This window comes from Aeromonas sp. R2-3, from assembly GCF_040908375.1.
Lineage (GTDB): Bacteria > Pseudomonadota > Gammaproteobacteria > Enterobacterales > Aeromonadaceae > Aeromonas > Aeromonas veronii.
In genome coordinates, this window is record NZ_JBFODP010000022.1 from 57,771 (window position 1) to 83,698 (window position 25,928).

General features: G+C 61.4%; 20 protein-coding genes and 4 tRNA genes. 10 read left to right on the top strand and 14 right to left on the bottom strand.

The genetic code is table 11. From position 1 onward, the window contains the following. Positions 1–108 precede the first annotated feature (108 nt). Positions 109–1,254, bottom strand: a complete 1,146-nt coding sequence (gene argE / locus AB5Z02_RS10855; RefSeq protein ID WP_368215991.1) for an acetylornithine deacetylase — start codon at positions 1,252–1,254, stop codon at positions 109–111. Positions 1,255–1,525: 271 nt separating this feature from the next. Between argE and argC the strand changes: the two genes are divergently transcribed. From argC to argH, 5 genes are all read left to right on the top strand, one after another. Then, complete coding sequence (gene argC / locus AB5Z02_RS10860) at positions 1,526–2,533, top strand: N-acetyl-gamma-glutamyl-phosphate reductase (RefSeq protein WP_368215992.1); 1,008 nt, start codon at positions 1,526–1,528, stop codon at positions 2,531–2,533. Between the two features lie 22 nt (positions 2,534–2,555). Beyond that, complete coding sequence (argB, locus tag AB5Z02_RS10865; protein WP_043851575.1) at positions 2,556–3,335, top strand: acetylglutamate kinase; 780 nt, start codon at positions 2,556–2,558, stop codon at positions 3,333–3,335. Positions 3,336–3,360: 25 nt separating this feature from the next. Further along, the gene (locus AB5Z02_RS10870) at positions 3,361–4,272 is read left to right on the top strand and encodes an ornithine carbamoyltransferase (protein ID WP_201944896.1); all 912 of its coding nucleotides are present in this window, start codon (positions 3,361–3,363) and stop codon (positions 4,270–4,272) included. Between the two features lie 68 nt (positions 4,273–4,340). Beyond that, the gene (locus AB5Z02_RS10875) at positions 4,341–5,576 is read left to right on the top strand and encodes an argininosuccinate synthase (protein ID WP_021231255.1); all 1,236 of its coding nucleotides are present in this window, start codon (positions 4,341–4,343) and stop codon (positions 5,574–5,576) included. Positions 5,577–5,989: 413 nt separating this feature from the next. After that, positions 5,990–7,375 carry an argininosuccinate lyase gene (gene argH, locus AB5Z02_RS10880; RefSeq protein ID WP_368215993.1) on the top strand — a complete coding sequence of 462 codons (1,386 nt, stop codon included), beginning with the start codon at positions 5,990–5,992 and terminating at the stop codon, positions 7,373–7,375. A 74-nt stretch (positions 7,376–7,449) separates the two neighbouring features. On the opposite strand, the gene AB5Z02_RS10885 is transcribed toward argH, so the two are convergent. From AB5Z02_RS10885 to plsY, 7 genes are all read right to left on the bottom strand, one after another. Beyond that, positions 7,450–7,905, bottom strand: a complete 456-nt coding sequence (locus AB5Z02_RS10885) for a hypothetical protein (protein WP_368215994.1) — start codon at positions 7,903–7,905, stop codon at positions 7,450–7,452. A 453-nt stretch (positions 7,906–8,358) separates the two neighbouring features. Beyond that, on the bottom strand, positions 8,359–9,531 hold the full coding sequence (locus tag AB5Z02_RS10890; RefSeq protein ID WP_167557124.1) for a nucleoside recognition domain-containing protein: 1,173 nt from the start codon (positions 9,529–9,531) through the stop codon (positions 8,359–8,361). 105 nt (positions 9,532–9,636) lie between these two features. Continuing rightward, positions 9,637–9,712, bottom strand: a tRNA-Asn gene (locus AB5Z02_RS10895). An 8-nt stretch (positions 9,713–9,720) separates the two neighbouring features. After that, positions 9,721–9,796, bottom strand: a tRNA-Phe gene (locus AB5Z02_RS10900). Between the two features lie 3 nt (positions 9,797–9,799). Further along, positions 9,800–9,875 (bottom strand) — tRNA-Thr (locus AB5Z02_RS10905). A 52-nt stretch (positions 9,876–9,927) separates the two neighbouring features. Beyond that, positions 9,928–10,003: transfer RNA gene (locus AB5Z02_RS10910), tRNA-Phe, on the bottom strand. 47 nt (positions 10,004–10,050) lie between these two features. Continuing rightward, the gene (plsY, locus tag AB5Z02_RS10915; protein ID WP_031227839.1) at positions 10,051–10,713 is read right to left on the bottom strand and encodes a glycerol-3-phosphate 1-O-acyltransferase PlsY; all 663 of its coding nucleotides are present in this window, start codon (positions 10,711–10,713) and stop codon (positions 10,051–10,053) included. A 157-nt stretch (positions 10,714–10,870) separates the two neighbouring features. On the opposite strand from plsY, the gene folB reads away from it, so the two are divergent. The 3 genes from folB (at position 10,871) to AB5Z02_RS10930 (ending at position 12,366) form a co-directional block, all read left to right on the top strand. Continuing rightward, positions 10,871–11,242, top strand: a complete 372-nt coding sequence (folB, locus tag AB5Z02_RS10920; protein ID WP_005355064.1) for a dihydroneopterin aldolase — start codon at positions 10,871–10,873, stop codon at positions 11,240–11,242. Then, the gene (gene folK / locus AB5Z02_RS10925; RefSeq protein ID WP_201952852.1) at positions 11,242–11,751 is read left to right on the top strand and encodes a 2-amino-4-hydroxy-6-hydroxymethyldihydropteridine diphosphokinase; all 510 of its coding nucleotides are present in this window, start codon (positions 11,242–11,244) and stop codon (positions 11,749–11,751) included. The genes folB and folK overlap by 1 nt, the downstream gene beginning before the upstream one ends. Positions 11,752–11,877: 126 nt before the next feature. Then, positions 11,878–12,366: a YbaK/EbsC family protein gene (locus AB5Z02_RS10930; protein WP_236768643.1), complete on the top strand. Its 489-nt coding sequence runs from the start codon at positions 11,878–11,880 to the stop codon at positions 12,364–12,366. Here the strand turns inward: AB5Z02_RS10930 and mdtD are convergent. Beyond that, positions 12,338–13,753, bottom strand: coding sequence for a multidrug transporter subunit MdtD (gene mdtD, locus AB5Z02_RS10935; RefSeq protein WP_103252348.1), 1,416 nt, complete (start codon positions 13,751–13,753; stop codon positions 12,338–12,340). The two genes, AB5Z02_RS10930 and mdtD, sit on opposite strands and share 29 nt — an antisense overlap. A gap of 11 nt (positions 13,754–13,764) precedes the next feature. Continuing rightward, positions 13,765–14,373: a TetR/AcrR family transcriptional regulator gene (locus AB5Z02_RS10940; RefSeq protein ID WP_005355070.1), complete on the bottom strand. Its 609-nt coding sequence runs from the start codon at positions 14,371–14,373 to the stop codon at positions 13,765–13,767. A 90-nt stretch (positions 14,374–14,463) separates the two neighbouring features. On the opposite strand from AB5Z02_RS10940, the gene AB5Z02_RS10945 reads away from it, so the two are divergent. After that, positions 14,464–15,564 carry an efflux RND transporter periplasmic adaptor subunit gene (locus AB5Z02_RS10945; RefSeq protein WP_323936087.1) on the top strand — a complete coding sequence of 367 codons (1,101 nt, stop codon included), beginning with the start codon at positions 14,464–14,466 and terminating at the stop codon, positions 15,562–15,564. Further along, a complete protein-coding gene (locus AB5Z02_RS10950; RefSeq protein ID WP_368215995.1) occupies positions 15,561–18,668 on the top strand; it encodes an efflux RND transporter permease subunit in 3,108 nt (1,035 codons plus the stop codon). Before AB5Z02_RS10945 ends, AB5Z02_RS10950 begins: the two co-directional genes overlap by 4 nt. On the opposite strand, the gene AB5Z02_RS10955 is transcribed toward AB5Z02_RS10950, so the two are convergent. From AB5Z02_RS10955 to acnB, 4 genes are all read right to left on the bottom strand, one after another. Next, on the bottom strand, positions 18,653–19,780 hold the full coding sequence (locus tag AB5Z02_RS10955; RefSeq protein ID WP_005355076.1) for a GTP-binding protein: 1,128 nt from the start codon (positions 19,778–19,780) through the stop codon (positions 18,653–18,655). The two genes, AB5Z02_RS10950 and AB5Z02_RS10955, sit on opposite strands and share 16 nt — an antisense overlap. Positions 19,781–19,789: 9 nt before the next feature. After that, a complete protein-coding gene (locus tag AB5Z02_RS10960; protein ID WP_368215996.1) occupies positions 19,790–21,184 on the bottom strand; it encodes a D-arabinono-1,4-lactone oxidase in 1,395 nt (464 codons plus the stop codon). Between the two features lie 162 nt (positions 21,185–21,346). After that, the gene (locus tag AB5Z02_RS10965; protein ID WP_335862595.1) at positions 21,347–22,933 is read right to left on the bottom strand and encodes an EAL domain-containing protein; all 1,587 of its coding nucleotides are present in this window, start codon (positions 22,931–22,933) and stop codon (positions 21,347–21,349) included. Positions 22,934–23,213: 280 nt separating this feature from the next. Further along, positions 23,214–25,811: a bifunctional aconitate hydratase 2/2-methylisocitrate dehydratase gene (gene acnB, locus AB5Z02_RS10970; RefSeq protein ID WP_368215997.1), complete on the bottom strand. Its 2,598-nt coding sequence runs from the start codon at positions 25,809–25,811 to the stop codon at positions 23,214–23,216. Positions 25,812–25,928: the final 117 nt, after the last annotated feature.

Below are 25,928 nucleotides of genomic sequence, written 5' to 3' on the forward strand. Positions count from 1 at the left end.
GCAAGGTCAAATAACAGGCCGATTCAGAACATGTATTTCCATCACCACTCCACAACCGGCTTGTTATGTAACTTACTTACAGTTTTTACGCCCCTTTCACAGCCGCCGCTACAGGCAAAAACGTCTGATCAGGTGCTGCAACACCGAGGTGGTCGGCTTGACGAAGGAGAGGTCGAGATACTCATCCGGCTGGTGCGCCTGGGTGATATGACCGGGGCCCATCACTATGGTCTCGCAGCCAAGCTGCTGGATAAACGGCGCCTCGGTGCAGTAGTTAACCGACTCGGCGGCGCGGCCGCTCGCCTTCTCTGCTTCGCGCACCAGCACAGAGTCGTCGGCGCAGGCATAGGCGGGAATAGGCTCGTGCAGATGTTGCAGATGCAGACAGCCCGGCTGGTGGATCTCGATGGGCGACAGCGCCTCTTTGAGCATCCCCATCAACTCATCCGGCCCCACCTGCGGAGTGGGTCGCAGGTCGATATGCAGCTCGCAGCAGCCGCAGATGCGGTTCGGGCTGTCGCCGCCCTGAATGTAACCCAGGTTCAGGGTTGGCTGCGGCACGGCAAAGCGGTGGTCGGCGTAGCGATCTTTCAGATCCTGCTGCAAGCGCAGCACCTGCCCCATCGCCTTGTACATGATCTCCATGGCGTTGACGCCGTTGGCGGGATCCGAGCTGTGGCCGCTCTTGCCGGTAATGCGGATTGCCTCCGACATATGCCCCTTGTGGGCCACCACAGGCACCAGCCCGGTCGGTTCGCCAATTACGGCGTAGTCGGGTTTCAGCTCGGCCGCGGCGGCGATGGCGCGGGCCCCCGCCATGGTGGTCTCTTCGTCGGCGGTAGCGAGGATACGCAGCGGCTTGCTGAGCGTCTTGAGGTCAATCTCTTTCAGCGCCTCGACGATAAAGGCGAAGAAGCCCTTCATATCGATGGTACCGAGGCCATAGAGACGGTTGCCCTCTTCGGTCACCTTGAAGGGATCCTTGCTCCAGCCCCCCTCATCGAACGGCACCGTATCTGTGTGGCCCGCCAGCAGCAGACCGCCCTCCCCCTGACCGATCGTCGCCACCAGATTGAACTTGCCCGGCAGATCGGGGAGCGCTGTCACCTCGCACTGAAAACCGAGCTGACCGAACCAGTCGGCCAGCAGCCGGATCACTGCCTCGTTGCTCTGATCCCACTTGGGATCCGTGCTGCTGATAGAGGGAATCGCAATAATATTCTTATAAAGTGAAAAAAAATCCAGATTGGCCATCAGCTCCTCCTTGCGTCCCCGGAATGTTTCTGTTAGAAAATACAAATGCAAAGTGAGTGCATGAATATTCTGTAATTTTACCTGAATATCTGGCTCATCAACAAAGGCTTCTAGTTGTAAGGGAAAGTTAATGTTCTGTCACCTGATCTATAACCGACGACACACACCCGCCTGAATTGCCCCTCCGCACTTGTGCAAAGGGGCGCTCGAACACCCTTGTGCACTGCAGCGTCATGCTGTGAATCTCGAACTCTGACTTGGAATATTCAACATGCTTAACACCGTTATCGTCGGTGCCAGTGGCTACGCGGGAGCCGAACTGGCCGCACTGGTACAGAACCATCCACAACTCAAGCTGTTCGGCCTCTATGTCTCCGCCGGCAGTCAGGATGCCCACAAGCGCTTCTCTTCCCTGCATCCCCAGTGGGTCGGCTCCCTCGATCAGCCGCTGCTGCCGCTGGACGACGATGGCATGACCCGGATCCTGACCCAGGCCGATCTGGTGCTGCTGGCCACCGCCCACGAGGTGAGTGCTGAGCTGGCACCCAAGTTTCTCGCCAAGGGGCTGCCGGTGTTCGATCTCTCCGGCGCCTTCCGGGTCAAGGATCAGGGCTTTTACGACAGCTTCTATGGCTTCACCCACCAGAGCGAACAGTGGCTGGATCAGGCCGCCTACGGTCTGGCCGAGTGGAATGCCGATGCCATCGCCAGCGCCCAGCTGATCGCCGTGCCCGGTTGCTACCCGACCGCATCGCTGTGCGCCCTCAAGCCGCTGCAGCAGGATGGCCTGATTGCCAAGGGTTGGCAGCCCATCATCAACGCCGTCTCCGGGGTCTCCGGCGCCGGGCGCAAGGCCGCCATCAACACCAGCTTCTGCGAAGTGAGCCTCAATCCCTACGGCACCTTCAATCACAGACACCAGCCGGAGATCAGCCATCACCTCGGCAAGGAGGTGCTGTTCCAGCCCCACCTTGGCAACTATGTGCGCGGCATCCTGGCCACCATCTATGTGCAGCTGGCGGACGGCGTAACCCCCACGCAAGTGGATCAGGCCTTCCTCAAGGCTTACGAAGGCAAGCCGCTGGTGCGCCTCACCGGCCAGATGCCCTCTATTCGCGGTGTGGCAAACACCCCTTACTGCGATATCGCCTGGCAACAGCAAGGCAACATGCTGGTGGTGGTCTCTGCCATCGACAACCTGCTCAAGGGCGCAGCCTCGCAAGCCATTCAGTGCATAAATATCAAATTCGGATTTGAACCGGCCACCGGCCTGATTTAAGGACTTAGGAAGGATCTCGAACATGGACAAACAGACGTTGGTAATCAAGCTGGGCGGCGCCCTTATCGAGAACGACGAGGCGCTGACCGCCCTGTTCGCCACCCTCAAAACCTTTCTCGACGATCAGCACCGTCCGCTGGTGCTGGTACACGGCGGTGGCTGTCTGGTGGATGACCTGCTCAAGGGGCTGGGTCTCACCTCTACCAAGAAGAACGGCCTGCGGGTGACCCCGTTCGAGCAGATCCCCTTTATTGCCGGTGCGCTGGCAGGGACCGCCAACAAGCAGATGATGGCCAAGGCGATCGCCACCGGCATTCCGGCGGTGGGGCTCTGTCTGGCAGATGGCGGCCTGTGTCAGGTGACCCAGCTCGACCCGGATCTCGGCGCAGTCGGCGAGTGCAAGCCGGGCAACCCGGCACTGGTGGCGGGCATCCTCGGTCAGGGCTTCCTGCCGGTGGTGAGCTCCATCGGCATCACAGCCGACGGGCAACTGATGAACGTCAACGCGGATCAGGCGGCCACCGCCATTGCCGAGGCGCTCGGTGCCGATCTGGTGATGCTCTCCGACGTGAGCGGCATTCTCGATGGCAAGGGCAAGCTGGTGCCCCAGCTCGACAAGCTGACCGCACTGGATCTGATGGAGAAAGGGGTGATCCGCGATGGCATGGCGGTCAAGGTAGAAGCGGCCCTGCACGCCGCCCAGACCCTCGGCAAGCCGGTCTGTGTCGCCAGCTGGCGTTACCCGGATCAGCTGCTCAAGCTGCTGGCTGGCGGCGCGGTCGGCACCCAGGTAGCCATTTGATCTCCACCGGAACAAGGAATATCCGATGCAACATCTTCTGAAAGACAGTGATCTGAACAAAGCCCAGATTGAAGCGCTGATTGCGCTGGGCAAAGCAGTGAAAGCCGACCCGAAGAAGTACAGCCAGGCGCTGGCCGGCAAGAGCGTGGTCACCCTGTTCGAGAAGCCCTCCCTGCGCACCCGGGTCACCTTCGACATCGGCATCGCCAAACTGGGCGGCCACAGCGTCTATCTGGATCAGCAGAACGGCGCGCTGGGCAAGCGGGAGTCGGTGAAAGATTTCGCCGCCAACCTGTCCCGCTGGTGTGATGCCATCGTCGCCCGGGTGTTCGATCACCAGACCCTGGTCGAGCTGACAGCGCACGGCACAGTGCCGGTGGTGAACAGCCTGTGCAACCTCTACCACCCCTGTCAGGGGCTGGCCGACTTTATGACCATTGCCGAGCACTACGACGACCTGTCGAAGGTGAAGCTTGCCTACCTCGGTGATGGCAACAACGTCAGCCACTCTCTGCTGCTGCTGGGGGCCACTCTGGGCACCGACGTCACCCTGATCTGCCCGAAAGGCCACGGCCCGGATACCCAGATCTTCCTGCAGGCGCAGGCACTGGCGGCCAAGTCGGGGGCAACCATCCACATCAGCGATGACGTGGCGGATATCGAAGGGTTCGACGTGGCCTACACAGATACCTGGGTCTCCATGGGTGACAACACGCCGATGGAGCAGGTCAAAGACCTCTTTATGCCTTACCAGATCAACCAGGCCCTGCTCGACCGCACCGGCATTGCACATGTGCTGCACTGCCAACCGGCGCACCGGGAGCTGGAGATCACCTCGCAGGTGATGGATGGCCCCGCCTCCCTCATCATGGACGAGGCCGAAAACCGGATGCATATCCAGAACGCCGTGTTGCTGACCCTTCTCGGCAACAAGTAACGCGGCACTCAACCTGAATCACGACACCTTTATTGAATCATCATCGAATCATCATGGAGAGAAGTAAAATGAGCGGAATCAACAAGATCGTACTGGCTTACTCGGGTGGACTGGATACCTCGGCAATCATCCCCTGGCTGAAAGAGCACTATGACGCCGAAATCATCGCCTTCGTGGCCGACGTGGGTCAGGAGCGCGACGATCTGGAAGGGATCGAGCAGAAGGCCATCGCATCCGGCGCCACCAAGTGCATCATCAAGGATCTGCGGGAAGAGTTCGTCAAAGAGTACGTCTATCCGACCCTGAAGACTGGCGCCGTCTATGAAGGCACCTATCTGCTGGGCACCTCCATGGCCCGTCCGGTGATCGCCAAGGCGATGGTCGAGGCCGCACTGGCGGAAGGGGCCGATGCCATCTCCCACGGTTGCACCGGCAAGGGTAACGATCAGGTGCGTTTCGAAGGCGCGGTCGCCGCGCTGGCCCCCCAACTGAAAGTGATCGCCCCGTGGCGGATCTGGGACATGCGCTCCCGGGAAGATCTGCTCTCCTATCTGGAGACCCGCAACATCCCCTGCAAGGCGACCCTGAAGAAGATCTACAGCCGCGACGCCAACGCCTGGCACATCTCCACCGAGGGTGGCGAGCTGGAGAGCACCTGGAACGAGCCGTCCGAAGCGGTCTGGCAGTGGACCGTATCGGCCGAGCAGGCTCCGGACCAGCCGGAGTACGTCAAGCTGACCGTGGCGCAGGGTGAAGTGGTGGCCGTTGACGACCAGCCGCTCAGCCCGCACCAGATCCTGATGACCCTGAACGAGCGTGCCGGCAAGCACGGCGTGGGCCGCATCGACATCACCGAAAACCGGATGGTGGGAATGAAGTCCCGCGGCTGCTACGAGACCCCGGGCGGTACCGTGATGGTCGCCGCGCTGCGCGCCGTGGAAGAGCTGGTACTGGATCGCCCGACCCGCGCCTGGCGGGAAAAGCTGGGTGCCGAGTTCTCTCATCTGGTCTATGACGGTCGCTGGTTCACCCCGCTGTGCAAGGCGATCCTCGCCTCGGCCAACGCCATCGCCGAAGATCTCGACGGTGAAGTGGTGCTGAAGATGTACAAGGGTCAGGTCACCGCGGTGCAGAAGAAGTCGCCGAACAGTCTCTACTCCGAAGACTTCGCCACCTTCGGCGCCGATGAAGTGTACGACCAGAGCCATGCCGAAGGCTTTATCCGTCTCTACACCCTGGCCAGCCGGATCCGCGCCATGAAGGAGCAGCATCAGGCTATCGGTGGCGATCACACCCACGGCTAAGCAAGCGCGATAACCCGTTGATTCCGTTGAGGGGGCATGGCCCCCTCTTCTACAGGCAGAGGGCATGCCCCTGCTCCATCATCGACGGGAGTGACAAGAGCGGCAGCGCCCCGGCCGCTTCTGTGAGATAACAGGGGCTGTGTGAATATGATGCTGACGTATTTTCTCCCTTCTCCCCTTGCGGGAGAAGGGGCGGGGATGAGGGGGGAATTACCCTCACCCTAGCCCTCTCCCAGAGGGAGAGGGAACCGATTCGCAGTTGCTGGATTTGACGTGTTCAACGGCAACAGCACTCATCACCACCGCACTGTTATTCAGGAAAATACAGGGCAAGATTTCTGCGCGCAGGCCAAGAGGCCGCGCGAGTACGGCAGGCGTAAACGCCTACCGACAACGCATTCAAGGAGAGCAGTATGGCACTTTGGGGTGGACGCTTCAGTCAGGGAGCCGATAGCCGGTTCAAGCAGTTCAACGATTCGCTGCGGTTCGATTACCGCTTGGCGGAGCAGGATATTCAAGGCTCCATGGCCTGGGCCAAAGCGCTGGTCAAGGTGGGCGTATTGACCAGTGACGAGCAGGGCAAACTGCAGCAGGCGATGGAGGTGCTGCTCGCCTCGGTGCAGCAGGATCCCCAGCAGATCCTCAATTCGGATGCCGAAGATATCCACTCCTGGGTCGAGAGCCAGCTGATTGCCGCCGTCGGCGATCTCGGCAAGAAGCTGCACACCGGCCGCTCGCGCAACGATCAGGTCGCCACCGACTTGAAACTCTGGTGCAAGGCGCAGGGCGAGCTGCTGCTCGGCTCTATCACCGCCCTGCAACAGGGGCTGGTCGCCTCTGCTCGCGCCAATCAGGCGGCGGTACTGCCCGGTTACACCCACCTGCAACGGGCCCAACCGGTCACCTACGCCCACTGGGCGCTGGCCTATGTGGAGATGCTGGAGCGAGATTACTCCCGCCTGCAGGATGCCCTCAAGCGTCTGGACACCAGCCCCCTCGGCTGTGGCGCGCTGGCAGGCACTGCCTATGCCATCGACCGTGAAGCGCTGGCGCTCGACATGGGCTTTAGTGGCGCCACCCGCAACAGTCTGGATTCGGTCTCCGATCGGGATCACGTGGTGGAGCTGATGCACGTGGCGTCCCTCTCCATGACCCACCTGTCGCGCTTTGCTGAAGATCTTATCTTCTACAACACCGGCGAGGCGGGCTTTGTCGAGCTCTCCGATGCAGTGACCTCCGGCTCGTCGCTGATGCCGCAGAAGAAGAACCCGGATGCGCTGGAGCTGATCCGCGGCAAGACCGGCCGGGTGGTCGGCGCCCAGATGGGCATGTTGATGAGCCTCAAGGCGCTGCCACTGGCCTACAACAAGGACATGCAGGAAGACAAGGAGGGGCTGTTTGATGCCCTCGACACCTGGCACGACTGCCTCGATATGGCGGCGCTGGTGCTGATCGATCTGAAAGTGAATGGCGAGCGCACCATGGCGGCGGCGCAAGGCGGCTACGCCAACGCTACCGAGCTGGCGGACTATCTGGTAGCCAAGGGGATTCCGTTCCGTGAAGCGCACCATATCGTCGGCGAAACCGTGGTCTTTGCCATCAGCGTGGGCCGCCCGCTGGAGGAGCTCTCCATCGGCGAGTTCCAGCGCTTCAGCCCGGTGATCGAGTTCGACGTCTACCCCAATCTGGAACTGGAAGCGACCCTGGCCAAACGGGTCGCCAAAGGCGGCGTCGCCCGCGAGCAGGTAGAAGCAGCCCTGACTGCAGCCGAAACCTGGCTGGCAAAACGGACGGGTTAAACCAACCGGCTTGTCATCCAAAGTTGAAAGCAAAACGGCAACCTCGGTTGCCGTTTTTTATTGCTCACCGCCGTTCAGGCACTGGCATTGAGCAGTTTGCCCGCCCCCTCCCCCTTGCCATTGGGCAGGGTCTGTTTAAAGGCACCGAGCAGCTGATCGAGATTGAGATGGCTGGCACCAAGGGTGCCCTTGAGGGTATCGAGTTCGCTTTGCAGCGCATCGAGGCGGGTGCTCTGGGTACCATTGGCCAACTGGCTACGGGCGCTATCGATGGCGGTAGGGAGGGATTGGCCGCCATTCTCCTGCCCCAAGGTCTGCATCAGCTCCCCCATAAAGTGGTTGATGGCCGAGCGGTTCTGCTCGCTGTCGGCATCCTTGATGCCGAGCCGCTGGAACAACCCCTGGACGGTCGGGGCAAGGTGCTCCTCCTGTACGGCACGCTGCACGGGCTGGGGTTTGCTACTGCTGTCAAGCAGCTGGCTGCCCAGCTTGAGGGCGATCGAGGCAAGGGGAAGCAGGCTGCTGATCATGATAACTCTCCGCGACAACGACCCTTGATGGTGTTGCCAAGAGATGTGCATAAGCGGGGCCAGCACGGCGATAAAACGCACCGCACCGGCTAATCCCTTGAATGGCTGATCTATTTGTTCAAGCAGCACGCAGGAGATAGCCGAGCGCAAAGGGGAGTCAGGCGGCCAGTAGCTGCCACCACGGGCGGTAGTGGCAATATGGTGGCAAAGCGTTTTGCCGCCCACCCGAGCCGCGATCCCTTCCTTTCAAACCCTGCTCGCCAACTCTTTGAGCCACTTGCGCTGCTGATGGCACCAACAGAGTAAAACCTGACAAAAGCACCGCAGCGATCAGGCACCGAATAACGACCTGCGGGCTTACTAATCGAGCGGTGATCCGCCCACAAGGCGTGACCAATAGAAATGAAAAGAGGCTCCGAAGAGCCTCTTTTTGTTTCCGTATCTGAACCCGACTCAGCCCAGCAGCATATAAAGCTGGTGCGCCGCCACACCGGCGCACAGGCCGCCGATGGTGTGGGCAACGATGGCGCGGGAGGTGAGGTGGCGATAGCCGAGGGCATCGAGCATGGCGGTGTGGGTGCTCAAAAAGCCGCTCCAGCACATCCCCATGGCGGTAAACACCGCGACCTCGTTACCGGTGATCCACCCCTTGGCAATAAAGGGCGGCACCAGCGACATGGCGGCACCGACCGCACCAAGCGAGGTAGCCGGGAAGGCAACCAGCTCCGGCTGCTGGAAGCCAAACAGCAGGTCAAACAGCCAGCTCACCTTGGCGGCCAGCACCGGCAGCAGGGCTACCCCCTGAAACGCTTCGCCGGTATACCCCTTGTCGCCCGGGCCGAAGGTGAGCAACATCACGAAGGTACTGATGATCAGCACCCCGGGGATCACCGCCATCCCCAGCTCCACACCGGATTTTCCGCCATCGAGCAGAGAGTTGAGGATCCGCAGCCAGCCGGGAGCCGCCTCTTTGGTCACCCCTACCTTGCGGCCGTCGGACGATATAGCGTCATCGTTCAGCACTTCCCCCACCAAGGGGCGGATCATCCGCTGCATCAATCGGGTAGAGACCACCGAGCCCACCAGAGCACCGAGCAGCCCGATCAGCGCTGCGCTGGCGGTGGATTCACCGCTCGGCAGTTGCAGGGTGGCCATAAAGGTCACCACGATCAGCCCCATGCCAAAGGCGGTGCCGAAGTTGGTCAGCGACACCAGCTGCCAGGGGGTGAAGCCTTTGCGAAAGCGGCTGTCCTTGGCGAGGCTGATCACCGCCGGGTTGTCGGAGAAGAAGGTCATCAGCGCCGCCAGGGCGGTGCGCCCCGGCAGGCGAAACACCGGCTTCATCAGAGGGGCCAGCAGCACCTCCAGCAGGCGGATCACCCCAAACTCGCTCAAGAGTTGGCTCAGGGCTCCGGAGAGCACCGTGATCCCCATGATAAAGAGCACGGTATTGAGCAGCAGCTGGTGGGCGGTATTGAACAGGGTGTTGACCATGGCAGAGAGGCCCATCTGGCTGCCGAGGTAACCGAACAGGCTGCCGAGAATAAGCAGCACCAGCACGGGTTCCATCCAGTTTCGAATGGCGGCAAGTCGCCCCTTTGACTCTATAACTACATGATTTTCCATATCTATCCTGCGGTTCATCTGTGCGTGTGTGGTTGTTTTTATGGTTAAAAAATGGCTGCGCCAAATAGAAAAAAGCCCTTGTCTTGCGACAAGGGCTTTTTGAATTGGCTCCTCCTACTGGACTTGAACCAGTGACATACGGATTAACAGTCCGCCGTTCTACCGACTGAACTAAGGAGGAATTGTAATTGGTGCCCAGAGACGGAATCGAACCGCCGACACGGGGATTTTCAATCCCCTGCTCTACCGACTGAGCTATCTGGGCAAATGGTGCCGGCTACCGGAATCGAACTGGTGACCTACTGATTACAAGTCAGTTGCTCTACCTACTGAGCTAAGCCGGCACACTTTAAACCATTGTGCATGAACAAATTTTTTATTTCATGGCACCAAAATTGGTGCCCAGAGACGGAATCGAACCGCCGACACGGGGATTTTCAATCCCCTGCTCTACCGACTGAGCTATCTGGGCGTGGGCGCTATTAAACGGATTTTAAGGCGGATGGTCAACGGGAAATTTCACTTTTTGTCTCGTTCGTCTCTTTTTTGCGCAACATCGTCCATTTCTGCCACTTCCTCGGCACAGGCCGCGCGTTTTCGCCCCCAGACTCTGGGTTCCTCCCCCTTGAGCAGGCGGGAGATGTTCTCGTGATGGCGGATCAGAATGAGACAGGAGAGTAGGGAGACTGGCAGGGTATATTCGGGTTTGAGCAGGTAGGTAAAGAGCGGCGTCAGCAGCACGGTAATGATGGAGGCCAACGAGGAGTAGCCGCTCACCAGCAGCACCAGCAGCCAGGTGCCAATCACGGCCCCCCCCATGGTGAAGCCGATGGGCATCATGGTGCCAAGAGCGGTGGCAACCCCTTTGCCACCACGAAAATGAAAGAAGATGGGGTACATATGGCCGAGGCAGGCGGCGACCCCGATAAAGCCGAGGTAGACGGGTTTGATCTGCAGATACCAGGCGAGATAGACGGGCACAGTCCCCTTGAGCACATCGAGCAGCAGCACCACCAGCGCCGCCATCCGGCCACCAAGGCGCAGCACATTGGTTGCCCCCGGATTGTGGGAGCCATGATCCCGCGGGTCGGGCAGACCGGTGCAGCGGGAGACCAGCACAGCACTGGATAGTGAACCACCCAGGTAGGCCAGAATAATCATCAAAATCGTCAGGGCCGTCATCTTGGTCGTTTTTACCACGATATGAATGGGGTATGATGCGGGCCACATACGCTGGCATGGGCCCATGCCCACCCAGAGCGCCTCGGCAAGCCTGTTGCCCGGCCAGCATCCCTGCGCTGTCATCACAGCCCATCAAGAGTAAAGAAGAAGTACAGTCATGGACAAGGTGTTTATTCGCGGACTCGAAGTTTTGACCACCATAGGTGTATATGAGTGGGAGAAGGGCATTCGCCAAAAGCTCCGTTTTGACCTCGAGATGGGGTTCGACAACCGCCCCGCGGCAGCAACCGACGACATCAATCTGGCACTGGATTATGCCGACCTCTCCAACAAGATTTGCGAGCATGTCAGCGGCAAGGTGGTCGAGCTGGTCGAAACCATGGCCGAGCAGGTTGCCATGCTGGTGCTCGCCGACGAGCGGGTACAGTGGGTCAAGGTGACCCTCACCAAGCCGGGCGCCGTGCCCAATGCCGCCGGGGTCGGTGTCGAGATCCTTCGCCATCGCACGCCGGCCGCGAGCAGCAACTGATGACCACCATCTATATCAGCCTGGGTTCCAACATCGAGCGGGATCGCCATATCCGTGCCGGACTCGATGCCCTGCACGCCGAATTTGGCGAGCTGCGGGTCTCCCGGGTATTCGAGAGCGAGGCAGTCGGCTTCAACGGCCGCCCCTTCTACAACTTGGTGGCGGCTGCCGAAACCGATCTGCCGCTGACCACCGTCTGCCAGCGACTGCGGGCCATGGAGTTCGCCCACGGCCGCGAGCCGGATGCCAAGAAGTTCGCCCCGCGCACCCTGGATCTCGATCTGCTGCTCTATGGCGATCTGGTCTGCGACACCCCGCTGGCGCTGCCGCGCGGTGAAGTGCTCACCAACGCCTTCGTGCTCTGGCCGCTGGCCGAGCTGGCCCCCACCCTGCGCCACCCCGTCGATGGCCGCACCATGGGCGAGCTGTGGCAAGCCTATGACAAGGCCTCCCAGCAGCTGTGCCCCATTCCCTTTCACTGGGAAGCGTGTGAATTGCAACATCACTGATCCGCAAGGGCGCCTCACGGCGCCCTTGTTGTTTGCACGGACAGGGTTGCTTATCACGGATAAGAAAGTGTCATTGGGCCTGACCCTGCGAGGCTGGCAGGATAGCGCCCACTACAGGAGAACCCCATGCCACTCGATACCATTCATCATTTCAACTGCCAGCTACTGGCCGAACTGCCCCACCAGCGCTATGAGCATGAACCCATCCTCGACTACGCCACCGATGAAAAGGTCAAGGCCCGCCTCGGCTGGCAGGCGGAGTTCAGCAAGACCCTGTTTCTCAAGTTCAAGGATGGCCGCTTCGCCCTGCTGCTGACCCACAGGGCTGGACGGCTCGACAACAAGGCGGTCAAGGCCGCGCTCGGTGCCAAGCCCTCCATCTGCACCGCCGAAGAGATGCAGGCGGAGATTGGCTGCCTGCCGGGAGCGGTCTGCCCCTTCCTGCCTCGCGCCGATATTCCGCTACTGGTGGACCCGCAACTGCTCAACCATACCGCCTTCACCTGGACTCCGGGCCACCCGGAGCAGACCTTTCTGCTGGCGACCGAGCATCTGGCCGAGGTACTGGCGCAGCTCCCCTGCGAGGTCAGCTATCTGCCCGCCCCGACGGCGTAGCACCATCGCGCGCCAGCTGGGCGAAGATGAGCGCCGCCAGCATGGAGAGCAACCCGACACAGAGGTAGGTAAGGTGGAACCCGGCCAGCCACTGACCCTCGGCCACTAAGGTGCCCGCTGAGGTGCCCGCCGAGAAGAGCCCGAGCAGGCTGGCGGCAATCGCCACCCCCAAACTCATGGAGAGCTGCATCACCACCGAGAGCAGACCGTTGCCACTGCTGGCCAGGGTCGGGCTGAGATCTTGCAGCGTAAGAGTGTTCATGGCGGAGAACTGCAGCGAGTTGATGGCGCCGAAGATCGCCAGCCAGCCCAGCAAGACCCCGTAGGGGAGCTGGTTGTCGATAAAGTAGAAGCTGGCGATCATCGCCCCCAGCAACAGAGTGTTGCCGATCAGAATGCGGCGATAGCCCACCTTCGGAATCAGCTTGTTCACCAGCGTCTTGGTCAACATGGCGCCAATCACGGTGGGGATCATGGTCATCCCCGCCTTGCTCGGCGAGAAACCGAGCCCCAGCTGCAGAAACAGCGGGGTGAGGAACGGCATGGCGCCGCTACCGAGGCGGGCAAACAGGTTGCCCCAGATGCCGATGGCAAAGGTGGCGGTCTTGAACAGGTTCAGGCTAAAGAGCGGCTGCGGTGCATTGGCGGCATAGAGCCAGTAGCTCGCCATCGCCGCCAAGCCGAAGATCAGTGCAAACAGCGCCCAACCGGTGGAGATGCTGTGCTCCCCCAGACCCTGCAAGCCGACCGACACCAGCACCATGCCGACGCTGAACATCACAAAGCCCTGCCAGTCGAACCGGGCGGTCTGCTGCCGCAGCTCCGGCATAAAGTGCCAGCTGGCGATAAAGCCGAGCAGCCCCACCGGCAGGTTGATGAGAAACACCCAGTGCCAACTCGCCACTTCCACCAGCCAGCCACCGAGTGCCGGCCCCATCAGCGGGCCGAGCAGCCCCGGGATGGTGACAAACGACATCACCCGCAGCAGCTCGTGCTTGTCATAGACCCGCAGCACCGCCAACCGTCCCACCGGCATCAGCAGCGCACCGCCAATCCCCTGAAGCACACGGGCGGCCACCAGCATGGAGAGCGAATTGGAGGCGGCACAGGCGAGCGAGCCGAGGGTAAAGAGCGAGATGGCGGCCAGATAGATGCGACGGGTGCCGAATCTGTCTGCCAGCCAGCCGGAGGCCGGGATCAGCAGAGCCACCGTCAGCATGTAGGCAATGATCACCGACTGCATCTGCAGCGGGCTCTCTCCCAAGGTCTCGGCCATGCTGGGCAGGGCGGTGTTGAGAATGGTGCCATCCAGCGCCTGCATAAAGAAACCGACCGCCGCCAGCAGGGGCAGCCACTTGCGCTGGGCATCTGTCACTGTGTGGCTCATTGCCACCTCCATTATTTTTGCGGGGGAGCGGCGGCGGTCAGGAAGAGATCGACACAACTCAGGGTCCAGGCATCCTGCTCGGCAGCGCTCTGGGTCAACGGCAGACCCAGCTCACGGAGCATTCGCTCCTTGCCCTGCCACATCAGCAACAGCTGCAAGGCAGCCTGTTCGCTGTCTTGATGGCACAGCAGGCCTTGCTGCTTCTGCTGCTCCAGCCAGTTGGACAGCATCTCGGTCACGTAGAGCGGGCCCGCCTCGAAAAAAAGGGTGGCCAGCTGGGCATCGTTGCAGCTGATGCAGGTGCGAAAGATATTGATGGCATCATCGCTCAGGATCAACTTGCGAAAGCTGCGACCAAAGGCAATCAGACTCTCCCGCACATTGTTGCCACGCAGCAACACCTCCGGCATCAGCTCGCTGCTGACGCACTTGCTGCCCACCGCTTCGGCAAATAGCGACTCCTTGTTGGCAAAATGGCTGTAGACCGTCTGTTTGGAGACGCCCGCTTCACTGGCCACCATGTCCATGCTGACCAGATGCAGACCGTGCTGACAGAAGAGCCGCCCGGCAGCATCGAGGATCGCAGCCCGCTTCTGCTGACTACGGGGTGAAATGTTCATTTTTCCTCCACAATCAAACTGGACAGTCTAGTTTCGAAAAACTAGACTCACCGGTGTGATTTGATGTTATGTCAACCAGAGGATGATGTCATGACACTTTGCTTAATCCTGCTGGCGCTGTTACTGAGTGGCTGCAGCCCGGTCACAGAGTCAGAAGAAACACCCACCCTGACCCGGGTGATCGCCCAGCCGCTGCAAGCCAGCGATCACTACCCGGTGCTGCACCGCTTCAATGGCCGGGTGATCGCCCCCGAGCACAGCCAGATAGGCTTCGAGCAGGCAGGGCGGATCGCCACTCTGCACAAGGGACGCGGAGAGCCGGTCGCGGCTGGCGAACTGCTGGCCACACTGGATACCCGGCTGCTGGCAGTGGAAGCCAAAGAGCTGGCCGCCCGAGCAGCCCAGAACGAGGCCGAGCTGACCCTTGCCCGACAGACGCTCGATCGGCTCACCGCCCTGCGCCAGCAGCAGTTCAGCTCCCGTCAGGCGCTGGATGAACAGCAAGGCAAAGTCCGCATGCTGGAGGCAAGCGCCAACCAGCTGGCCGCAGCCCTCGAAGCCAACCGGGTCAAACAGGAGAAATCACAGCTGCGCGCCCCCTTCAACGGGATTGTGGTCAGCCGCGAGCAGGCATTGGGGGCCGTGGTGGCCGCAGGCCAGCCTCTCTTCTCCCTGACACGCAGCGGCCAGTGGGAGGCCGATATCGGCGTGCCGGTGAAACAGGCCGAGACCCTGATCGTCGGCCAACACTACCCCCTGCAAAGCGGGGCGCAATCACTGGAGGGGCGCCTGCTTAATCTGGGAGTACAAGTGGACGGGCAGACCCACACCCGCACCGCCCGCTTCCAGCTGATCCGGGGCGGCGAACAACTGGCAGAGGGGCAACTGATCACCCTGCTGCATCAGACCCGCGAGCCTACCCGCGCCTACGAGGTACCGCTCACCGCGCTGACCCAGGGATTGCGCGGCAGCTGGACCCTCTATCTGCTCAACGACGAAACGCCACCCCGGGTGGTCAGTCGGGACGTCACCCTGCTGCAGCAAGATGGCGAGCGGGCTTGGATCAGTGGTGCCCTGAACGGACAAGAACAGCTGGTGACCGATGGCCTGCATAAACTGGTGCCGGGCCAGCAGGTCACCCTGACCACCAGCGTGGATCATCAGGCGGCGCATCCGGAGCCACAGTCATGATCCGCCCGTTTATCGAGAATGGCCGCCTGCTGCTGTTGACGGTCGCACTGCTGCTGACGGCCGCCCTTGCGGCATTGCAGACCCTGCCCAGAACCGAAGATCCCCAGCTCACCAGCCGTTTTGCCAGCGTGGTTACCCACTTCCCCGGGGCCAGCGCCGAACGGGTGGAAGCGCTGGTGAGCGAGCCCATCGAGAACCGGCTGCGGGCCCAGAGCGAGATCAAGCTGATCGAGTCGAGCTCTCGCCCCGGTCTATCCATCATCAATCTGGAGCTCAAAGATGAGGTCAGCGATGTCGAGCCTGTCTGGTCCAGAGTTCGTGACCGGCTGGCAGATCTGGCCGCCGGACTGCCAGCAGGCGCCAGTGCCCCCAAGCTGGATGACGAGAAGGGCTACCCCTTCACCCGGCTGGTCAATGTGGTCTGGCGCGGGCCGGGCCAGCCGCAGCTGGATCGCCTCGCCCGCTACAGCGCCGAGCTGGAACGCCGGGCTCGCCAGCTGCCGGGCACCGAATACGTCGAGCGGGTCGGGACACCACAGGAGGAGATCGAGGTACGGTTCGATCCCCTCGCCCTCAGTGCCAGCGGCATGAGTGGCGAACAGCTTGCCCAGGCGCTGAGCGGTGCCGATGCCAAAGTAGCCGCCGGGGAGTTGCAGGGCAACCACAATCGCTTTCAGGTGGAGATCCGCGGCGCCCTCGATACCCTGGAGCGGATCCGCCAGATCCCGCTGCACACCGGCGAGCAGGGCCAGACCCTGCGCCTTGGCGATCTGGCCGAGGTAAGGCGTACCCTGCACCAGCCGGAGAGCCAGCTGGCTTTTGCCAATGGTGAGCGGGCCGTGGTGGTCGGCCTGCGCATGGCACAGGATCACCGCATCGACCTCTGGTCGGCACGGGTCGATACCATGCTGGCCCAGCTGCAACAGGACTTGCCGGATAATATCGGCCTCGTCACCAGCTTCGATCAGCAGCGTTATACCGATCAGCGGCTCGACACCCTGCTCATCAACATTGTGCAGGGCTTCCTCATCATAGTGGCGGTGCTGCTGGTGACCTTGGGGGTCAAGGCCGCCATTATCGTGGCCCTGTCGCTGCCGCTTACCGTGGCGTTCTCTTTCGCCTGCATGAACCTGATCAATCTGCCCATTCACCAGATGTCGGTCACCGGTCTGGTGGTGGCGCTCGGGATCATGGTGGACAACGCCATCGTCATGGCGGATCGGGTGCAGTATCAGCGCCGCCACGGCATGGCCATGAGTGCCGCCGCACTGGAAGCCATCGGCCACCTCTGGCTGCCACTGCTGGGCTCCACCCTCACCACCATGCTCGCCTTTATGCCGATCATTCTGATGCCGGGCCCGGCGGGCGAGTTTGTCGGCGGTATCGCCTGGGCGGTGATCTGCTCGCTGCTGGGATCCTACCTCATCGCCCACACCCTGGTGGCTGGCCTTGCAGCTCGCTGGATTGGCAGTGATCAGGGGGGACGCTGGTATCAGGATGGCTTGCACCTGCCCCGGGTGAGCGCCCGCTTCCAGCAGAGCATCGCCATGGCGCTTGCTCACCCCTGGCGGACCCTGCTGTTGGTCAGTCTGCTGCCCCTGCTCGGTTTCTGGGTGGCGGTCCGCCTCACCGAACAGTTCTTTCCCCCTGCCGACCGGGACATGATCCACATCGAGGCCAGCCTCTCCCCACAGGCGAGCCTGGCGCGCACCCGCGAGCTGGCACTGGGTATCTCTGCCGAGCTGGCTAGCCTCCCCGAGCTGGTTCGTCAGGACTGGGTGGTGGGCGACAACGCCCCCAGCTTCTACTACAACCTGGTCCCCAGAAAACAGGGGCGGGCCGATTACGCCCAGGGGATGATCACTCTGCAGGATGCCGATGCTGCCGAGCGGCTCATTCCACAACTGCAGCAGCGGCTCGATGCAAAATTTCCCGAAGCGCAGATCCTGGTGCGCAAGCTGGAACAGGGGCCGCCTTTCAATGCCCCGGTCGAGCTGCGGCTGTTTGGCCCCGACCTTGAACAGCTGCACCGTCTGGGAGAGGAGCTTCGCAGTCTGCTCGCCAATACCCCGGCCGTGGTGCAGACCCGCGCCACCTTGCAGGCAGGGGCCCCCAAACTCTGGTTGCAGGTCGATGAGGAGGCCGCCCGGCTGGCAGGCATGAGCCTGACCGATGTTGCCTCCCGGCTGGCGGGCGCACTGGATGGCAGGTTGGGCGGCACTGTGCTGGAAGGCACCGAGTCAATCCCGGTTCGGGTGCGACTGGCCGAGCCCTTGCGTCAGGATCCGGATGCGCTGCTCAATGTGCCGCTATCGCTCACCGGCACCGGCCAGCAAGGGGCTGCCAATCTCACCTTGCGGGCAATGGCCACTCCCGAGTTGCTGCCAAGCTGGGGGGAGATCAGCCGTCGGGATGGTGAGCGGGTCAATGTGCTGGAGGCCTATCTGGCGGTCGGCGTACTGCCGCAAACCGTGCTGGAGCAGGTAAAAGAGAAGCTGGCCGCCAAGGCACTGGCATTGCCACCGGGCTATCGACTGGAGTTTGGCGGGGAAGCCGCCAAGCGGGATGAATCGGTGGGCAATCTGATGGCCCATGTCAGCCTGGTCGCCGTGCTGCTGGTGGCCGTGCTGGTGCTCAGCTTCAACTCGTTCCGGCTGGCGGGCATCGTCACCCTGGTAGCGATCCAGTCGGCGGGGCTCGGGCTGCTGTGGGTATGGCTGCTGGGGTACCCCTTCGGGTTTACGGTGATCATCGCCCTGCTGGGACTGATGGGGCTGGCCATCAACGCCGCCATCGTCATTCTGGCTGAGCTGAAGGCAGACCCGCTGGCACAACAGGGCAATCTGCCGCAGATCCGTGACCTAGTCGCCGGTTGCAGCCGCCACATCGTCTCGACCACCATCACCACGGTGGGCGGCTTCATCCCGCTATTGCTGGGGGGCGGCGGCTTCTGGCCACCCTTTGCCATCGCCATCGCCGGTGGCACAGCGCTGGCAACCCTGCTCTCGTTCTACTTTGTGCCGGTGGCGTTCGTGCTGTTCAACCGTCGCCGTCCTGACCCGGTGCAGGAGAGCTGCAACGCGCAAGATCAGTTGTCGGGCTGACCCAGCATGGCTTTGAGCCGCTCTTCCAGAGTGGGCTCGGGGGCCTTTAAGGTCGCCATAAAGAGCTGCTCGATACCGGCCTTGTCCTGACTTTTCACGATAAACACCAGTCGGGACTGGGCCTTTCCCTCCGGCCAGTCACCCAATGCCTGCAGCGGATAGAGCTGGCCGTGGACGCCGTGGATCACCACCGGCTGGCTCTCCCCTTCCAGCTGCAAGATCCCCTTGAGGCGCAGCAGGGCATCGCCGTATTGGGCCTGCACCGCATCGATGGCGGCCAGCAGGCGAGAGGGCTTGAGCGGCTCACCGATACGCAGGGAGAAACTCTCGATGTTGCCGTGCTCGAAGTGGGTAGGCGCAGCTGTGCCTACCTTGGCGGCGAACGGTTGCATCTTCGGCTGCATCGGTGACGCCAGCCCCTGCTTGGGGGATTCGGTGCGCAGCCAAGCCAGCAGCTGGCGCACATCGCGCCCAGCCGCTTCGTTGTAGGCGCCGAGCTTCTCCAGCACAGCTGGCGACAGTTCACCATTGGTCACCTGCTGGATCGGGGCCGCCGGATTGAGGGCCGCCAGCTGGGCTTCGACCCGCGCCAGCTGCTCGCCGTCCACCAGATCGCCTTTGCTCACCACCAGCAGATCCGCCAGCGCCACCTGTTTCACCGCTTCATATTGAGCCGCCAACTGCTGCTCGATATGGCCGGCATCCACCACGGTGACGGTGCCATCGAAGCGATAACGCTGAGCGATAAAGCCCTCTTCGCGCAGGGTAAAAAGCACGGGGGCCGGATCGGCGAGGCCAGTGGTCTCGATAATCAGCCGCTTGAACGGTTTGATCTTGCGCTGGATGGCCTTCATAAACAGCCCCTGCAGCGCCTCCACCAGAGAGCCCTGCACCGAGCAGCAGATGCAGCCGGAGTCGAGCAGCATCACCTGCTCATCCACCTGCTGCACCAGATGGTGATCCAGCCCCACCGAGCCGAACTCGTTGATCAACACAGCACACTCGCCGAGCTCCGGCTGCTTGACCCAGTGGTTGAGCAAGGTGGTCTTGCCGCTACCGAGAAAGCCGGTCAGCAGGGTCACGGGGATACGGGTATCTTGCATATCGGTCATGTCAGATCCTTACCGGTTGGCAAACAGGTCGCTGAGCCAGCGGTTTTCAAAGCGGCCGTGCGGATCGAGCTCGGCTTTCAACGCCACGAAGTCGTTCCAGCGCGGCAGCAGGGCCGGGAAGTCGTAGAGATCCATCGCCAGATGCTTGCCGAAGTGGGGAATGCCGCCGAGCGGCACCAGCAGTTGCTGCAGCTCGCGCATCTGCTCCATGGAGCCGTTGACGAAGGTGCCGTCCGCCGCCAGATAGACCAGGAAACCGATCCAGCAGACCGGCTGGCCATAAGCGGCACTGAGCCAGGCCTCGGAGGGGCCGGTGCAACGCAGGATAAAGGGGTAGTGCAGCACACCCGGGTTGGCCTGCTGCCACGCTTGCAGGGTCTCCAGTGCCTCGTTCATGCGATGAAGCGGCACCGCCACCTCGCAGTTGATCTGGGGGGCCGGGATCCCCTTGCAGAGGATCTGGTAGACATTGCCCACCAGATCGGAGGCATCCTTGAAGCGGCGCACCGTCTCGAAGTGCTCGCCAGCCAGCGCCTCATCCTTGGTGTCTTTCGCCATCTTCTGCAAAGTGGCATCAATGGTGGCATTCATGCGGGCGTCGATATCGCCATCCAGCAGCAGCGGCTCGCTGCCGCCGGCGCGATAGCGGGCCACCTCCTCATCGGAGGCGGGATCCACCAGCCAGATGTGACTCTCGCCGGTCCAGGCAAACCACCAGCTCTTCACAAAGCCGTGCTCGCGGTTAAGCCGCTCGTTGTGCTCCAGCAGGAAGGGGTAATCGGTGGTGAACTTGGTGCAGCGCATAATGCGATTTGGCACGGTGCGCAGGGTGACGTCGAGCAGGATGCCGAGCATCCCCATCCCCATCACGAAGGCGCCGAAGCGCGGGTCGGTGCGATCCACCCGGATGATGTCGCCACTGGCCAGCATCACCGTCATCGCCTCCACCGCATCGCAGAGGGTTGACTGGTGCAGCCCCTGGCCGTGGGTGCCGGTGCTGAGGGCGCCGCCCAGGGTCTGAATGCCGATAACGCCCGGGGATGCGGGCAGCATCCGCTCCATGGCGATCAGCTCGGCATAAACGGTATCGAGGGGCGTACCCGCCTGATATGTCACGGTATCAGCCGTTTTGGCCAGCTGGCCGCGCAGGTGGTGCAAGTCCACCAGCAGCGCCTGACTGCCTTCGGCATAGACGCTGTGGATGGGTTCGAAAGAGAGGCCGGAGCCGATAAGGCGCAGCTTGCGCTCGGGGTGTTCCCGCAGCAGCATTTGCAACTCGTCGCGGGTTTTCGGGCGCCACACCTGATCCAGCGCCCCGAGGGGATTGGTTCTCGACCAGTTGAACAGCACCTCCCGATTACCGATCGCCTTGATGCTGTGAAATGCCTGGAACTGAACCGTCATACCGCGCCTCATCTTTTACTGACGTCAAAATGAGCGCCAATTCTACCGAAAAGCGAGCCACAAGGCATGGAAAACAAGCCCCTGCACTCGAGGGGGGATAGGGAGAGAGCACTTCCCTACCCTGCCAGAGAGGAGCGTGTCCGCCCGTCTGTCACCGATAAATCAGGTCGCATTCGGGATGCCTCGCACCCCATCTGGCTGGCGGGTTTGTGCCTCTTCCGGCAGCAGCTCCTCGCAGAACTGGCGCAGCGGCATGGGGCGGGCAAACAGATACCCCTGCAGATAATCGACCCCTTTGGCCCTGAGGTAGTCAGCCTGACGCTCACTCTCCACCCCTTCCGCCACCAGCGCCAGACCGAGCCGGGTCGCCAGATCGATCACATTGTCTACGATATGTTCCGAGAGCGACTCGGTACCGATGCGGGCGATAAAGGATTTGTCGATCTTGAGGTAATCCACATGAAACTGCTGCAGGTAAGCCAGGCTGGAGTGGCCGGTGCCAAAATCGTCGATGGCGAGTTTGACCCCCATCTCGTCCAGCTGGCGGAACAGGGAGAGTGTCTGGGGATCTGACATCAGCAACTCCCGCTCAGTCAGCTCCAGCACCAGTACCACCTTGCCGGGGAGGAAATGCCCGAGGAAGGCGCGACACTCGGCCAGCAGGGCAAAATCGTGGCAATGGGCGGCGCTGATGTTGAAACTGATATGAAACCCATCGGGCAACTGCTCCTGAGAGCGGTTCAACCTGGTCGCCACCTGCTTCATGATATGGGTGGTCATGGGGACGATCAGTCCCGACTCCTCCGCTTGCGGGATAAAGAGATCGGGCCGGATCACCCCTTCATTGACATGCTCCCAGCGCATCAGCACCTCGGCGCCCATCATCTTGCCGTCGTGGCTGGCAATCAGCGGCTGCAGGTAGGGAACAAACTCCCTGGCCCGCAGGGCACGTCGCAACTCATCTGTTGGCGAGCCGGGACGCCCCAGCACCCACCACACCAGCCAGGCCAGCAAAAGCGAGGAAAACGCCAGCCACGACAGCGCCACATGCCGCGCGGCCCACAGCGACTTCCAGTAGACCGGCATGGCATAACCGGCATGGATGGTGAAAGGATAATGGGATGAGGTGAGGGCCTGACTGATCCCGCGATGGAGAGTGGGCGCCTCGCTCAGATAGCGGCCAGACTCATTGAGCCAGGCCGATCCCACCTGCAGATAGAGCGCACTGGATTTTCCGCTCATGGAGAGCATGAAGCTGAGCTGGGTACTGTCGATGGCACTCAAGGCGGCATCCTTACCCTGCTCGGTGCGCACCACCAGCAGCGGGTGATTTTGCCGCACCCGGTTGCCACTCATCAGCAGCAGCTTGCGGCCGGTGTAGATGGAGCCATCATCGGCATCATTGGCCTCACCAAACAGCGAGGTGCAATTGATGATGCCGTTTCGTACCAGATTGACCGAACGCAGGAAAGGCTCGATGGCGACCTTCTTGCGCAGCACCAGCAGGTTGTCGCGACAGGGAGCATTCACCAGAGGCAGCACGGAGCGATTGGCCTGCTCCGCATGATCCAGCATCGACTCCATCAGGGTTCTGGCCTTGTGGGCCGAGGCGCTAGATTCCGCTTTCAGCTCCTGCACATAATTGCTGTGGATGAGCCAAGATCCCACCAGCAGCGGCAGGGTAAAGACCAGCAAGGCACCGCCGAAGCGTAACCCGGTTCGGGAGAGATCGATCCTGAACAGAAACATAAAGAACCACGCCGCAATTCGTCAGGCCTGCCAACGCAAGCACCCAGTGAACAGATATCCACTTTCCCTCGATAACGATGCCTCATCATTACCGCACATAACCGAACAACATAACCCAAAGCGTTTATAAAACGAACCACCAAACAGGTGGTTGGATCTCTCTAGCAAGGATCGTGCAAACAATCTTCAAAAAAAACGGTGAATAACACACAAATAAATAATGCCGCGTAAATACGCGGCATTATTGGCTTCTTATCGCGCAAATCGCGCAAGAACTCCGTTAAACGGCTTGTTGCAGGATCACCGCATCGGCCTTCTTGGTGTAGGAGGCAATCTCGTTGAAGTTGAGGTAGCGGTAAGTATCTGCCGCAGTGGCATCGAGCGCCTTGGCGTACTGCAGGTACTCCGCCACGGTCGGGATCTTGCCGAGGATGGCGGCAACGGCGGCCAGCTCTGCTGAGGCCAGATAGACGTTGGCACCTTTACCCAGACGGTTCGGGAAGTTACGGGTGGAAGTGGAGACCACGGAGGCTCCTTCCGCAACCCGTGCCTGGTTGCCCATGCAGAGGGAGCAGCCCGGGATCTCGATGCGGGCACCGACGCGACCAAAGATGCCGTAGTAGCCCTCTTCGGTCAGCTGATCCTTGTCCATCTTGGTGGGCGGCGCGATCCACATGCGGGTAGGCAGCTCGCCCTGATACTTCTCGAGCAGTTTGCCGGCGGCACGGAAGTGACCGATGTTGGTCATGCACGAACCGATGAACACCTCGTCGATCTTGTCGCCAGCCACGTCGCTCAGCAGACGGGCATCATCCGGATCGTTCGGCGCACAGAGGATCGGCTCCTTGATGGTGGCCAGATCGATCTCGATGATTTCGGCGTACTCGGCATCCTTGTCCGCTTCCATCAGGGTCGGGTTGGCCAGCCACTCTTCCATCCCCTTGATGCGACGGGTGATGGTGCGCACGTCGCCGTAGCCTTCGGAGAGCATCCATTTCAGCATCACGATGTTGGACTTCAGATACTCGATGATCGGCTCTTTATCCAGCTTGATGGTGCAACCGGCAGCGGAACGCTCGGCGCTGGCATCAGCCAGTTCGAACGCCTGTTCCACTTTCAGGGTCGGCAGACCTTCGATCTCGAGGATACGGCCGGAGAAGATGTTCTTCTTGCCCGCTTTCTCGACGGTCAGCAGCCCTTTCTGGATGGCGGCGTAGGGGATGGCATGGACCAGATCACGCAAAGTGATGCCCGGTTGCAGCTCGCCCTTGAAGCGCACCAGCACGGATTCCGGCATGTCCAGCGGCATCACGCCGGTAGCGGCGGCGAAGGCCACCAGACCGGAGCCCGCCGGGAAGGAGATGCCGATGGGGAAACGGGTGTGGGAGTCACCGCCGGTACCCACGGTATCCGGCAGCAGCATGCGGTTCAGCCAGGAGTGGATGACGCCGTCACCCGGACGCAGAGAGACACCGCCGCGGTTCATAATGAAGTCCGGCAGGGTGTGATGGGTCTGTACGTCGATGGGCTTGGGATAGGCGGCAGTGTGGCAGAAGGACTGCATGGTCAGATCGGCGGAGAAGCCGAGGCAGGCCAGATCTTTGAGCTCGTCGCGGGTCATCGGGCCCGTGGTGTCCTGGGAGCCGACCGTGGTCATCTTGGGCTCGCAGTAGGTTCCCGGGCGAATGCCCTTCACGCCGCACGCCTTGCCCACCATCTTCTGGGCCAAGGTGAAGCCTTTACCGGTATCGGCCACCGGCTGCGGGCGACGGAATACGGTGGAGAACGGCAGCCCCAGCGCTTCGCGGGCCTTGTCAGTCAGACCGCGACCGATGATCAGCGGAATACGGCCACCGGCGCGCACTTCGTCGATCAGCACGTCGGTTTTCAGTTCAAACTGCGCCAGCACCTGTTCGGTGCCGTGCTTGCAGATCTTGCCGGCAAACGGGTAGATGTCGATCACATCGCCCATTTCCAGCTTGGAGACATCCACTTCGATGGGCAGGGCGCCGGCATCTTCCATGGTGTTGAAGAAGATCGGGGCAATCTTGCCACCCAGACAGACACCGCCAGCGCGCTTGTTCGGCACGAACGGAATGTCGTCGCCCATAAACCAGAGCACCGAGTTGGTGGCGGATTTACGGGAAGAGCCAGTACCGACCACGTCACCCACATAAGCCAGCGGGAAGCCTTTCTCTTTCAGGGCATCGATGGTCTTGATGGGACCGACGGCGCCATCCTTGTCCGGAGTAATGCCGGGACGGGCGTTTTTCAGCATCGCCAGGGCGTGCAGCGGAATGTCCGGGCGGGACCAGGCGTCCGTTGCCGGCGAGAGGTCGTCGGTGTTGGTTTCTCCGGTCACCTTGAACACGGTGACGGTGATCTTCTCGGCCAGCTCCGGGCGGGAGAGGAACCACTCGGCATCAGCCCAGGATTGCATCACTTGCTTGGCGTGGACATTGCCCGCCTTGGCCTTCTCTTCCACGTCGTGGAAGGAGTCGAACATCAGCAGGGTGTGGGAGAGCCCCTTGGCGGCAAGCGGCGCCAGAGTGGCGTGATCCAGCAGGTCGATCAGCGGCTGAATGTTGTAACCACCCTGCATGGTGCCCAGCAGCTCAACGGCTTCGGCTGCAGTCAGGATGGGAGAGTGGGCTTCGCCCTTGGCGACGGCGGTGAGGAAACCGGCTTTGACATAGGCCGCTTCATCAACACCGGGGGGAATACGGGAGGACAACAGCTCTTTCAGAAAGTCTTCTTCGCCAGCGGGCGGGTTCTTGAGCAGCTCAACCAGGGCGGCGACCTGCTCTGCATCCAGAGGTTTGGCAACCACGCCCTCGGCGGCACGTTCTGCGACGTGTTTACGGTATGTTTCAAGCACGACTAATTCCTCTTTGGTCTTTTTTTGGGGTTCGCCCACGCTCGCGGCGATCGTCCTTGCGGGACACCCCGTAGGGTGCTCCCCACTATATAAGTTTTAACGACTAATTAAAATCCA